The organism is Enterobacter sp. I4, from assembly GCF_022669095.1.
GTDB lineage: Bacteria > Pseudomonadota > Gammaproteobacteria > Enterobacterales > Enterobacteriaceae > Enterobacter > Enterobacter pasteurii.
The window spans coordinates 398,569-410,492 of the sequence record NZ_JALBUO010000001.1; the positions used below are offsets into that span (position 1 = coordinate 398,569).

10 protein-coding genes are annotated in these 11,924 nt (G+C 58.8%); 7 read left to right on the forward strand and 3 right to left on the reverse strand.

Going from position 1 to position 11,924, the window contains the following annotated elements:
* Position 1: 1 nt before the first annotated feature.
* The 3 genes from lsrB to lsrG are packed head-to-tail and all read left to right on the forward strand — an operon-like array spanning position 2 to position 2,192.
* Complete coding sequence (lsrB, locus tag MOQ06_RS01895) at positions 2-1,003, forward strand: autoinducer 2 ABC transporter substrate-binding protein LsrB (protein ID WP_242170387.1); 1,002 nt, start codon at positions 2-4, stop codon at positions 1,001-1,003.
* A gap of 11 nt (positions 1,004-1,014) precedes the next feature.
* Positions 1,015-1,902 carry a 3-hydroxy-5-phosphonooxypentane-2,4-dione thiolase gene (lsrF, locus tag MOQ06_RS01900; RefSeq protein ID WP_176609427.1) on the forward strand — a complete coding sequence of 296 codons (888 nt, stop codon included), beginning with the start codon at positions 1,015-1,017 and terminating at the stop codon, positions 1,900-1,902.
* Complete coding sequence (gene lsrG, locus MOQ06_RS01905) at positions 1,899-2,192, forward strand: (4S)-4-hydroxy-5-phosphonooxypentane-2,3-dione isomerase (RefSeq protein ID WP_193355036.1); 294 nt, start codon at positions 1,899-1,901, stop codon at positions 2,190-2,192. Before lsrF ends, lsrG begins: the two co-directional genes overlap by 4 nt.
* Before the next feature lie 81 nt (positions 2,193-2,273).
* On the opposite strand, the gene ygjG is transcribed toward lsrG, so the two are convergent.
* Complete coding sequence (ygjG, locus tag MOQ06_RS01910) at positions 2,274-3,653, reverse strand: putrescine aminotransferase (protein WP_242170390.1); 1,380 nt, start codon at positions 3,651-3,653, stop codon at positions 2,274-2,276.
* A gap of 433 nt (positions 3,654-4,086) precedes the next feature.
* On the opposite strand from ygjG, the gene MOQ06_RS01915 reads away from it, so the two are divergent.
* Together MOQ06_RS01915 and MOQ06_RS01920 are read left to right on the forward strand one after the other, a co-directional pair.
* On the forward strand, positions 4,087-5,607 hold the full coding sequence (locus MOQ06_RS01915) for a PAS domain-containing methyl-accepting chemotaxis protein (RefSeq protein WP_242170393.1): 1,521 nt from the start codon (positions 4,087-4,089) through the stop codon (positions 5,605-5,607).
* A 240-nt stretch (positions 5,608-5,847) separates the two neighbouring features.
* Entirely contained in the window at positions 5,848-7,407 is a 1,560-nt protein-coding gene (locus MOQ06_RS01920) for a methyl-accepting chemotaxis protein (RefSeq protein ID WP_242170398.1), read from the forward strand.
* On the opposite strand, the gene MOQ06_RS01925 is transcribed toward MOQ06_RS01920, so the two are convergent.
* A complete protein-coding gene (locus tag MOQ06_RS01925) occupies positions 7,404-7,898 on the reverse strand; it encodes a PadR family transcriptional regulator (RefSeq protein ID WP_148418396.1) in 495 nt (164 codons plus the stop codon). The two genes, MOQ06_RS01920 and MOQ06_RS01925, sit on opposite strands and share 4 nt — an antisense overlap.
* Before the next feature lie 145 nt (positions 7,899-8,043).
* Between MOQ06_RS01925 and MOQ06_RS01930 the strand changes: the two genes are divergently transcribed.
* Positions 8,044-8,808, forward strand: a complete 765-nt coding sequence (locus MOQ06_RS01930; protein ID WP_193355032.1) for a siderophore-interacting protein — start codon at positions 8,044-8,046, stop codon at positions 8,806-8,808.
* Here the strand turns inward: MOQ06_RS01930 and MOQ06_RS01935 are convergent, their stop codons facing one another.
* Positions 8,809-9,978, reverse strand: coding sequence for a DNA repair protein (locus MOQ06_RS01935; RefSeq protein WP_176609433.1), 1,170 nt, complete (start codon positions 9,976-9,978; stop codon positions 8,809-8,811). It abuts the gene before it with no gap.
* 261 nt (positions 9,979-10,239) lie between these two features.
* On the opposite strand from MOQ06_RS01935, the gene MOQ06_RS01940 reads away from it, so the two are divergent.
* A complete protein-coding gene (locus tag MOQ06_RS01940; RefSeq protein WP_242170401.1) occupies positions 10,240-11,916 on the forward strand; it encodes a ShlB/FhaC/HecB family hemolysin secretion/activation protein in 1,677 nt (558 codons plus the stop codon).
* Positions 11,917-11,924 lie beyond the last annotated feature (8 nt).

Here is an 11,924-nt window from a genome sequence, read left to right on the forward strand (position 1 = left end):
GATGAAAACAAAACTGTTCGTCCTGGCAATGGCCCTCAGCTTCGCCTCGGCGCAGGCGGCGGACCGCATTGCCTTTATCCCGAAGCTGGTGGGCGTGGGCTTCTTTACCAGCGGCGGCAACGGCGCGAAAGAGGCGGGGAAAGATCTTGGCGTGGACGTGACCTACGACGGCCCGACCGAGCCGAGCGTCTCCGGCCAGGTGCAGCTCATCAATAACTTCGTCAACCAGGGCTATAACGCCATTATCGTCTCCGCCGTGTCGCCGGACGGGCTCTGCCCGGCGCTGAAGCGCGCGATGCAGCGCGGCGTCAAGGTCCTGACCTGGGATTCCGACACCAAACCGGAGTGCCGCAGCATTTACATCAACCAGGGCACGCCGGAACAGCTGGGTGGCCTGCTGGTGGAGATGGCGGGCAGGCAGGTCACCAAACCGAATGCCAAAGTGGCCTTTTTCTACTCCAGCCCCACCGTTACCGACCAGAACCAGTGGGTGAAGGAGGCGAAGGCCAAAATCGAAAAAGATCATCCCCAGTGGCAGGTCGTCACCACGCAGTTTGGCTATAACGACGCCACAAAATCCCTGCAAACCGCCGAGGGGATCTTAAAAGCCTACCCGGATCTGGATGCCATCATCGCGCCGGACGCCAACGCGCTGCCAGCCGCCGCGCAGGCGGCGGAGAACCTGAAGCGGGAAGGGGTGGCGATCGTTGGCTTCAGCACGCCGAACGTGATGCGCCCGTACGTCGAGCGCGGCACGGTGAAAGCCTTCGGCCTGTGGGACGTGGTGCAGCAGGGCAAAATTGCGGTCAATGTCGCCGATCGCCTGCTGAAAAAAGGCGATCTTAACGTCGGCGACAGCGTGGAGGTCAAGGATATAGGCACGCTGAAGGTCGAGCCGAACAGCGTGCAGGGCTATCAGTATGAGGCGAAGGGCAACGGCATCGTGCTGCTGCCGGAGCGGGTGGTGTTCACTAAAGAGAACATCAGCAAATACGATTTCTGACGGGGGAGCACATGGCTGATTTAGACGACATCAAAGACGGCAAGGATTTTGGCATCGGCACGCCGCAGGTGAACGCGCCGTACACCCTGAAGGGCTGCGGCTCGCTGGACTGGGGCATGCAGTCCCGGCTGGCGCGCATCTTTAACCCGCAAAGCAACCGCACGGTAATGCTGGCCTTTGACCACGGCTACTTTCAGGGGCCGACCACCGGGCTTGAGCGTATCGATCTCTCTATCGCCCCGCTGTTTGGCGAAACCGACGTGCTGATGTGTACCCGCGGCATCCTCAGGAGCCAGGTACCCGCCGCCGCCAATAAGCCGGTGGTGCTGCGCGCCTCCGGCGGTAACTCGATTCTGGGCGAGCTGTCGAACGAGTGCGTAGCTGTGGCGATGGAGGACGCGCTGCGCCTGAACGTCTGCGCGGTCGCGGCGCAGGTCTACATCGGAAGCGAGTTTGAGCATCAGTCGATCGGCAACATCATCAAGCTGGTCGATGCGGGCGCGCGCTACGGTATGCCGACGCTGGCGGTGACGGGCGTGGGCAAGGAGATGGCGCGCGACGCGCGCTATTTCTCGCTCGCCAGCCGCATCGCCGCCGAAATGGGGGCGCAGATCGTCAAAACCTACTACGTGGACGAGGGGTTCGAAAAGGTGACCGCCAGCTGTCCGGTGCCGATTGTTATCGCGGGCGGCAAAAAGCTGCCGGAGCACGAGGCGCTGGAGATGTGCTGGCGCGCGATTGACCAGGGGGCATCCGGCGTGGACATGGGGCGCAACATCTTCCAGTCCAGCGCGCCGCTCGCCATGCTGAAGGCGGTGAAGAAAGTGGTTCACGAGAACATGAACGCCCGGGAGGCGTTCCAGTTCTGGCAGGAAGAGAAACAGGGAGAAGCGAAATGAACGTGACGTTAGTGGAGATCAACATCAAGCCCGAACGGGTGGACGAGTTTCTCGAGGCGTTTCGCGCCAACCACGAGGGGGCGATCCGGGAGCCGGGAAACCTGCGTTTTGACGTATTGCAGGATCCGAGGGTGAAAACCCGTTTTTTTATCTACGAAGCCTATAAGGACGAAGAGGCGGTGCTGGCGCATAAGCAAACCCCGCACTATCTGGCCTGCGTGGATAAGCTTGAAGACCTGATGTCGGAGCCGCGCAAAAAACGCAGCTTTATCGGGCTGTTGCCGGCGTAGCGCTTTGCCCGGTGGCGCTGCGCTCACCGGGCGGTTGTATTGATTTTGTACGCCGGGTAAGCGTTAGCCACCCGGCGTTTTTTACGCCTCTTCCACGCTCACGCGCAGCGCCGCCAGCGCTTTACGTGCCGCCTTCAGCACCTGCTCGCACTGCTCAACGGTCAGCGTTAGCGGCGGCTCAATGCGGATGGTTTTTGAGTTGTTGAGCGTGCCGGCCACCAGCACGCGCTGGCGGAACATCTCGCTCGCGAAGCTGTAGCCGATTTCGTTATCAACAAACTCAATGGCCATCAGCATTCCCTTACCGCGCGCCTCCTGTACCAGGTCCGGGTACTCCCGGCCCAGCTGGCGGAAGCCGTCCAGCAGCATGTCGCCTTTCTGCTCCGCCTGCGCGGGCAGGTTTTGCTCCAGCAGCACGTTGATGGTCGCCAGCGCGGCCGCACAGGCCAGCGGGTTACCGCCAAAGGTGGTGGTATGCAGGAAGGGGTTGTCGAACAGCACCGAGAACACCTCTTCTGTCGCAACCGTCGCGCCAATCGGCATCACGCCGCCGCCCAGCGCTTTCGCCAGGCACAGAATGTCCGGCTGCACGTTCTCGTGCTCGCAGGCGAACATCCTGCCGGTGCGCCCCATGCCGGTCTGCACTTCGTCGAAGATCAGCAGCGCGCCGAACTCGTCGCACAGCTGACGCACGGCGGGCAGATAGCCCTGCGGCGGCAGGATCACGCCGCCTTCACCCTGAATCGGCTCCAGGATCACCGCCGCCACGTCGTCGCCGGTTTTACGGCATTCGCTCAGCACCGTGCGCATGGCGTTAATGTCGCCAAACGGCACGTGGCGGAAGCCCGGCAGCAGCGGCATAAACGGTTTGCGGAAGGTGGATTTGGCGGTCGCCGACAGCGCGCCCAGGGATTTCCCGTGGAACGCGCCGCTGGTGGCGATAAAGGTGAACTTCCCGCGCGGCGACTGGTACGCTTTGGCGAGCTTGAGCGCGGCCTCAACCGACTCGGTGCCGCTGTTGCAGAAGAAGCTGTATTTCAGCTTGCCGGGCGTGAGCGCCGCCAGCGTTTTCGCGAGCATGGCGCGAAGCGGGTCGAGCAGCTCCTGGCTGTGAAGAGGTTGTTTCGCAAGTTGATTCTGTACGGCGGAAACCACTGCTGGATTACGGTGCCCCACGTTGAAAATACCGAAACCACCCAGGCAATCGATAAATTCCTGTCCCTGGGTGTCGACAAGCGTGTTCAGACTTCCCGCTTGCCACTCTACGGCTCCGTAATCCCCGCCGGCGGTAACAGATTTGCGATACTCAAGAAAACCAGGATTGACGTGCTCCTTAAAGTAATCAATGACCTCTCGGTTAAGTTGTTTCATCTCCTCATGATCGAGCGTTTGCTTCTCAATGAGATTCAGTGCGTGCGCGGTACAGGCAAGAGCCGAGGCGCTGGAAGGTAACCTGTTCAAAATATGCTCCCGGGGATCGCGTATCACATGATACTGAGTTAAGTATTGCAGGGATTACGCCACCTCAGATGCCTTAACAAAAATCGGGATAAACGCCAGGTTAAATTAATGTTGCGCAAAATTTAATCATGTCATTGCGCGCCGGACGGGATAAGGGATAGCGAGCCGGAGACGGGGCAGGGGCTGCGTTTCGTCAATTGCACCGGCGTGGGGCTGAGGATGCGACTTAAGGGTGCGCTACGGGATCATGCTTTAGGAGTAGTTTCAACGCGAAAGTATTTTAAATCAATTAATTAGAAAAGCGTACGAAAAGTGCGGTTTAACCGAGATTTGCGATCTCAATCATATTTAACAACTAAAGATAAATTTTTTATCGCCGAAAAAACATAAGCCACAAAATTAACATTCAAATAACCTGCAAGGGATGCTCACTATGTCCTCTCCTGACTATGTCACCCAGAATGAATACCCGCTGGACGACGACACCACGCTTATGTCGACGACCGACCTCCACAGCTACATGACCCACACCAACGATACCTTTGTGCAGGTGAGCGGCTTTACGCTCCAGGAGCTGCTCGGGCAGCCGCACAACATCGTGCGCCACCCGGATATGCCCAAAGCGGCCTTTGCCGACATGTGGTATACGCTGCAAAAGGGCGAACCCTGGAGCGGGATCGTCAAAAACCGGCGTAAAAATGGCGATCATTACTGGGTCCGCGCGAATGCGGTACCGATGGTGCGTAACGGCCAGATGACGGGCTACATGTCGATTCGTACCCGCGCCACGGAGGACGAGATTGCGGCCGTGGAGCCGCTTTATAAGGCGCTCAACGAAGGGCGCTGTAAAAAACGCATTCATAAAGGGCTGGTGGTGCGCAGGGGCTGGCTCGGCAAGGTGCCGTCAATGCCGCTGCGCTGGCGCGTGCGAAGCGTAATGGCGGCGCTTTTTGCGGTGATGGCCGGGACCCTGGCTGCCAGCGCTGCGGGCTGGGCTTCGCTGGGGGCTGCTGCCGTGGTGATGCTGCTTGGCACCGTGCTGTTTGAGCAACAGATTGTCCGTCCGGTGGAAAACGTGGCGCGACAGGCGCTGAAGGTCGCTACCGGAGAGCAAAACAGCGTTCAGCACCTTAACCGTAGCGACGAGCTGGGCCTGACGCTGCGTGCCGTCGGGCAGCTGGGGCTGATGTGCCGCTGGCTGATCAACGACGTGTCCAGCCAGGTAGTGAGCGTGCGTGACGGCAGCGACAGGCTGGCGCAGGGCAATGAAGATCTCAACGACCGCACGCGTCAGACCGTGGCTAACGTGCAGCAGACCGTGGCAACGATGAACCAGATGGCGGCGTCGGTGCAGAGTAACTCTGAGACCGCGGCCGAAGTCGATAAGCTGTCAGTAGCCGCCAGCAGCGCGGCCACGCAGGGCGGCACCGTGATGCAGACCGTGGTGAAAACCATGGATGACATTGCCGACAGCACCCAGCGCATTGGCTCTATAACCTCCCTTATCAACGACATCGCCTTCCAGACCAATATTCTGGCGCTGAACGCCGCGGTTGAGGCGGCACGCGCGGGCGAGCAGGGCAAAGGCTTTGCGGTGGTTGCCGGGGAGGTGCGTCATCTTGCCAGCCGCAGCGCAAACGCGGCTAACGATATCCGCAAGCTGATCGACGCCAGCGCCAGCAAGGTGCAGTCGGGGGCCGATCAGGTGCACGCCGCGGGGCGCACCATGGACGATATCGTCGAGCAGGTGAAAAACGTCACGAAGCTTATCGCGCAGATCAGCCACTCTACGTCCGAGCAGGCTACAGGGCTGTCAGAGCTGACCCGCGCCGTGGCCGAGCTGGACAGCATTACCCAGAAAAACGCAGACCTGGTCGAAGAGAGCGCCCATATCTCCGCGATGGTGAAACACCGGGCCGGACGCCTGGAAGATGCGGTCACCGTGCTGCATTAAGTCAATTTATCCGTCGATAAAGCCGTTTATTCCTCCGGGAATACGCGGCTTTTTTCATTTCTGAAAAGCAGAGTTGTTAAGAAAATATTAAATAACTAAAAAAATCTCCATTCTTTTTTTATTTCATCGTCCAGGCTTTACGGCTGGTAAAAATAAAAAAACGATCAAAGTCATAAAGTTAGGTGGTTCTTTACCGATAACAGCGATCGTCTGAGAAATAATCACATCGATGGAGTAAATATGTTTATACATGACGTAAAGATCGGCACGAAATTATTTCTGGCGTTTGGGTTATTTATTGTCCTGATGGTTGTTAGCGCAAGTTTGTCTCTGCTGAGCCTGAATCGGGCAAACAACGGAATGCAGGCCATCATTTCGAGCGACTATCCCACCACCGTAAAAGCCAACCAGCTAATCGACAATTTCCAGGAATTTATAGGTACACAACAGCTCATGCTGCTGGACGAGCAGGGGGCGTATACGGCGCAATCGCAGCAGCGCCTTAAGGCCATCAGCGAGCGCATCACCGCGATCCTGAGCGAACTTGACGGCGCTCTTACGGATAAGCAATCCCGACAGGTGCTGGAGGAAATTCACAACGTACGCCAGCAGTACCTGGACTCGCGCTACCGCATCTTACAGGCCGTGCAGAATAACGATCGCGCGGGCGCAATTCACGAGATGATGACCAGCACCCTGAGCCTGCAGCAGTCCTACAAAGCGAAAGTGCAGGCGCTGATCGCAATCCAGGACCGTGAAATGCAGGGCGCGGGGGCGCAGGTGGAAGCGGATTTCCACACCAACCGCCTGCTGCTGATCCTGATTACCCTTTTCAGCGTCGCGGCGGCCAGCCTGATTGGCTGGTTCATTGTGCGATCCATTACCCGCCCGCTGAACGATGCGGTGCATTTTGCGGAAGCCATTGCCGATGGCGATCTCACGGGCAGCATTACCTCGCACGGTAAAGACGAAACCGGCCTGCTGCTCGCGGCGCTGATGGAGATGAAAACGCGCCTGCTGGAAATTGTGCAGCAGGTGCAGACCGGCTCGGAAAACATTTCCAGCGCCGCCGCGCAGATTGTCGCCGGCAACCAGGATCTGGCCGCGCGCACGGAGGAGCAGGCCAGTTCCGTTGAACAGACGGCCGCCTCGATGGAGCAAATCACCGCCACGGTGAAGAACACCGCGTCGCACACCGGGGAAGCGACCACCCTTTCGGCAGACGCTGCCGCGGTGGTGAAAAACAACGGCGAGATGATGAAGCAGGTCACCAGCAAAATGCGCCTGATAAACGAAACGTCGAACCGGATGTCCGACATTATCGACCTGATCGACGCCATTGCCTTCCAGACCAATATTCTGGCGCTGAACGCGGCGGTGGAAGCGGCGCGTGCGGGCGAACACGGCCGTGGCTTTGCGGTGGTGGCGGGCGAAGTGCGCCAGCTGGCGCAGAAAAGCGCGACATCCGCGAGCGAAATCCGCCAGCTGATCGAAAGCTCGACAAGCCAGACGCAGGACGGCATGAACCTGGTTGAGAAGGCCAGCGGGCTTATCAACGGGATGGTGGGCAACGTGGAGGAGATGGACGTTATTCTGCGCGAAATTCGCCAGGCCAGCCATGAACAGACGGAAGGCATCTCGCAGATCAACAGCGCGATTGGCCTGATAGACTCCACCACTCAGCAGAACTCGGCGCTGGTGGAGGAGTCCGTTGCGGCGGCGGCATCGCTGAACGAGCAGGCGATGCACCTGAAGGAGCTGGTACGCGTCTTCCGCGTGAGCGAGCACGCGCCGGCTTAATCCAGCTGGGAGATCTCCAGCGCCGCGCGGTCAATCACGCCGATTATCTGCTTAAGCTGCGCGTCGCTGAGCTCTCCCTGGTTTACCTTCAGATCCAGTACCGCTTTGAAGTTATCCAGCGCCCGCTTCATCTGCGGGTTTTTGCGCAGCTGGAAACCCACCGAGCGGGCCTTGATTCGCGCCTGGATCTGCGCCAGCTGTTCCCGGTTTTCATCCAGCCACTGCTGCCCGGCGGCGTTAATCGCGATCCGCTTCCGGCCACCCTCTTCTTCGGTAATGGTGATAAGCGCCTGATCCTGTAAATAGTCCAGCGTCGGGTAGATCACGCCAGGGCTTGGCGTGTAATGGCCCTGCGTCAGGTTCTCGATCGCCTTAATCAGCTCGTAGCCGTGGCTCGCGCCGTGCGTCAGAATATCCAGAATGACCAGCCGCAAATCGCCATGACCAAAAAATCGTGGCCGACGTCCGCCCCCTTCGTGCTCGTGTCGCATGCTTTTTCCTCAATTTGATATATCTAAACTATATCTTAGATATATTCAGATGCAATCTAAAAGATCTTGCTTTCTGGGTGAATAGCAATCATTATCATTAAAAGCTGATTTAGATATATCGTATTCACCTGAGAAGGGCATCAACATGGCATCTACCCGTTACCCTCAACGCGTGCGCAACGACCTGCGCTTTCGCGAGCTGAACGTGCTCCGCGCTGAACGAATCGGCGCAGGGTTCCAGCGCATTGTTTTAGGCGGCGAGGCGCTGGAGGGCTTTAGCTCTCGCGGCTTCGACGACCATACCAAAGTCTTTTTCCCGGCACCGGGCACGGCCTTCGTGCCGCCTGTCGTTACGGATGAAGGCATCGACTGGGGCGACGGAGTGCGCCCGCAGGCCCGCGACTATACGCCGCTGTACGATGCTGAAAATCACGAGCTGGCGCTCGATTTCTTCATTCATGATGGCGGTATCGCCAGCCGCTGGGCGCTGGAGGCGAAGCCTGGCGATAAGCTGACCATCGGCGGTCCGCGCGGATCGCTGGTGGTACCGGAAGATTATGCCTGGCAACTGTACGTGTGCGACGAGTCCGGCATGCCCGCGCTGCGTCGCCGCCTGGAAGGCATCGCAAAGCTGCCGGTGCGCCCGGAGATCCACGCCGTCGTTACCGTGGGCGATGCGTCATTCAGGGACTATCTGGCACACCTGAGCGGGTTCAACATCACCTGGGCGATCGGCCACGACGAGCAGGCGGTGGCGGAGCATCTGGCCGCGCTGACCGTGCCGGAAGAGGACTACTTTATCTGGCTGACCGGGGAAGGAAAGGTGGTAAAACGCCTGAGCAGCCAGTTTGAAACCAACGCGATTGATCCGCAGCTGGTGCGTGCCAGCGCGTACTGGCACGCCAAATAATCAGGCTGCGGGATCCAGCCGCGCTTCGCTCACCTGAAGTTCGAGCGAGGCGCGGACGTCGTGCAGCGCTTTCTCCTGCTGGGCAAAATAGGCTTCCATATTGCTGAGCGACGAAACCAGCAGCCAGGATTCCTCCTTCTCAAGCTCGGCCAGCTCGTTCACTAAGGTGTCGATTTGCTCACGCACCTGCGTCATCTTTTTGCGGATGCGCTCCAGGTCGTTCAGCCTGTCGCTCGCCATCAGCGGCTCAAAGCCCTGCTGCAGACGGGCGACCAGCGAGCGAATGGCTTTGACGTCGCCGCGCTGTTTGGCCTGGTTGAGCTGGACCATCATCGCGTTGGCTTCTTCTTTTAAATCGTCCGCAACCAGGTCCGGGTGGCAAAGCTTGCTCGCCTGGCGCCACAGGCGCTTAAGCTCGCTCCGATCTTCTTCTGAAAGATTTTTGCCTTTGCGCAGCCGCACTTCGGCATCGTGGTGCTGCTCGCGATACTTCTCATACTCGTCGCTGGCCTCGTCGCGCGCCTGACGCGCCGGCTCTTCCTCGCGCGTTAAGCCGCTCTCCAGCTCCAGCGCTTCGGCCAGCAGGGTGGCAATCAGATGATTTTGCTGCTGAAGCTGCTTGCGTGCCTCCGCCGCCTGAACGGAATCCGCCGGTAGCTCGCGCCAGCGCTGGGTGAGCGTCGACAGTACCTCCACGGCCTGCGCCATGTAGCGCTGGCAGCGGCGGTAATCTTCTGCCCTGCGACGCGCCTCCGCCTGCTGACGCCGCAGGTTCAGCTCCGCGAGCGTTTTGCGCAGGGCGAGGATCTGCTGCATCAGCGGCCCGAGGCGGGAGAAATAGAGGTCGTTAAACTCATCAAGCTGCTGCACCCGGGCGTTACGCCGGTCAATCAGATCGCGCAGGCGCTCTTCCAGGGCTTTGAGTTCCAGCTTGCTGGCCGCCAGCTGCGGGTCGCGCCACTGCGTCACGGCGCGCTGGCGTTGCAGCCAGTCGGTGATGGCGCGCAGGGCCGCGGTGTAATTTTTTTGCTCAAGCGCCACGACGATGGCCAGCAGATCTTCGTCAAACGCTTCGTCTTTAAGGCGTTTCAGCTGGCTAAGGATGATGTCGTCATCTTCCAGCTCAATGGCATTTTTAATGATTTCTAGCCGTTTAATCGGTGTGCTCATGATGCCTTTCGCTATGGCGCTTAAGTAGTTGAGATAAGGTTAATTGTTGTAAACGCTACGGGAAATAATACACATGGATGATGATCGGCGCGACGGGGGATTTCTTTAATAGTGCCCCAGATTTAACCCTGCAAAATTCTGAAAATGCGCCAGAAATATCCTTATTCTCTTTATTGATATTTACACTATTTACTTTTTGAAATAAGTTGCTCGTTTTTTAACAGTCAAGTTTGAAACCGGACTTTGAGCGGAGAGTAAATAGTGTTAGGGAAAACATCAGCACGCACCCTGCTGGCTGCCATCCTGCTGCTGGCGCCAGGCATCGCACTCGCCGCCCTGCTGTCACCGGCCGACCGCAATACCATTCAGCAGCAACAGCAGCAGCTGCTGGACGAGAACCAGCGTCAGCGCGAAGCGCTGGAGCGCAGCGTGGTATTACCGCGTCCCGTCAGGCCAGACGATACCTCTGCGTCAAAGGGGCCGTGCTTCTTCATCAGCCGCATTGAGCTGTCTGGCGCAACCCTGCTTTCGCCTTCTGCTAAAAAGCGGCTTGTCGCGCCGTGGCTGAATCAGTGCCTTGATATTGCCCGCCTTAATACCCTGACTAACGCCGTGTCGGACTGGTACATCAGCCGGGGCTATATCACCAGCCGCGCGTTTCTGACGGAGCAGGATCTCTCCGGCGGCGTTCTCCGGCTTGCGGTTCTGGAAGGAAAGCTCCAGCAAATACGCCTTGAAGGCGTTCCGGCGCGCACCCTGACGATGACCTTCCCCGGCCTTGAAGGCAAGATCCTCAACCTGCGCGATATCGAGCAGGGCATGGAGCAGCTCAACCGGGTGCGCCAGAGGCCGGTTGAAATTGAAATTTTGCCCGGCGACAGGCAGGGCTACTCTGTCGTCAATTTGACGGCTTCGCCAGAGTTCCCGCTAAGCGGATCGGCCAGCTTCGATAACAGCGGGCAAAAGAGCACCGGTACCGGTCAGCTCAGCGGCGCGCTGTACGGCAATAACCTGCTGGGTCTGGCGGATAAGTGGTTTGTCAGCGGCGGGCGCAGCAGTGATTTTTCGAACAGCCACGATGCGCAAAATTTTGCAGCCGGTATCAGCGTGCCCTACGGCTACGGGCTGCTGGACTACAGCTACAGCTGGAGCAACTACCTCAGCAAAATCGATAATAACGGCTATCTCTGGCGTTCGACGGGGGATACCGAAACCCACCGGCTGAACGGCTCCTGGGTGCTGTTCCGCAATGGCGATATCAAAACCGGCGTGTCGGCGGGCATCACGCACCGCATCAACCATAACTACCTCGACGATGTTCTGCTGGCCACCAGCAGCCGCAAGCTCTCCAGCTTCTCACTGGGTCTTAACCACACGCAAAAAATCGCCTCGGGCGTGGCGACCCTGAACCCGACCTTCACTCAGGGGGTACCGTGGTTTGGCGCAGAAGACGATAACGACAAGCATGGCGATGTCCCGAAAGCCGAATTTCGTAAATGGAGCGTGAACGGCAGCTTCCAGCGCCCCGTGGCGGACAGGCTGTGGTGGCTGACCAGCGTCTACTTCCAGTGGTCGCCGGACCGGCTGTACGGCAGCGAGCGGCTGACGCTGGGCGGCGAAGCCTCCGTGCGCGGCTTTAAGGAGCAGTATATTTCCGGCGATAACGGCGGCTACTGGCGAAACGAGCTTAATTATTCGCTCTTTACGCTGCCGTGGGTGGGCGACGTTGGCGTGCTGGCCGCGCTCGACGGCGGCTGGCTGAAGAAGGACGGTTTTGACCGCTATGCCTCCGGCACCCTTTGGGGGACCGCGCTGGGCATCACCACGGCTAACCGATGGTTTACCAGCCAGTTTAGCGTGGGTACCCCCGTGGATTATCCGGACTGGCTGGCACCGGATCGCCTCACGATCTATTACCGCGTATCAGTGGCTTTCTAAGGGACAGG

Excerpts from the sequence above, each read along its gene's own strand:
- lsrB (WP_242170387.1), top strand. The coding sequence starts at position 2 with ATGAAAACAAAACTGTTCGTCCTGGCAATGGCCCTCAGCTTCGCCTCG.
- lsrF (WP_176609427.1), top strand. The coding sequence starts at position 1,015 with ATGGCTGATTTAGACGACATCAAAGACGGCAAGGATTTTGGCATCGGC.
- lsrG (WP_193355036.1), top strand. The coding sequence starts at position 1,899 with ATGAACGTGACGTTAGTGGAGATCAACATCAAGCCCGAACGGGTGGAC.
- MOQ06_RS01915 (WP_242170393.1), top strand. The coding sequence starts at position 4,087 with ATGTCCTCTCCTGACTATGTCACCCAGAATGAATACCCGCTGGACGAC.
- MOQ06_RS01920 (WP_242170398.1), top strand. The coding sequence starts at position 5,848 with ATGTTTATACATGACGTAAAGATCGGCACGAAATTATTTCTGGCGTTT.
- MOQ06_RS01925 (WP_148418396.1), bottom strand. The coding sequence starts at position 7,898 with ATGCGACACGAGCACGAAGGGGGCGGACGTCGGCCACGATTTTTTGGT.
- MOQ06_RS01930 (WP_193355032.1), top strand. The coding sequence starts at position 8,044 with ATGGCATCTACCCGTTACCCTCAACGCGTGCGCAACGACCTGCGCTTT.
- MOQ06_RS01935 (WP_176609433.1), bottom strand. The coding sequence starts at position 9,978 with ATGAGCACACCGATTAAACGGCTAGAAATCATTAAAAATGCCATTGAG.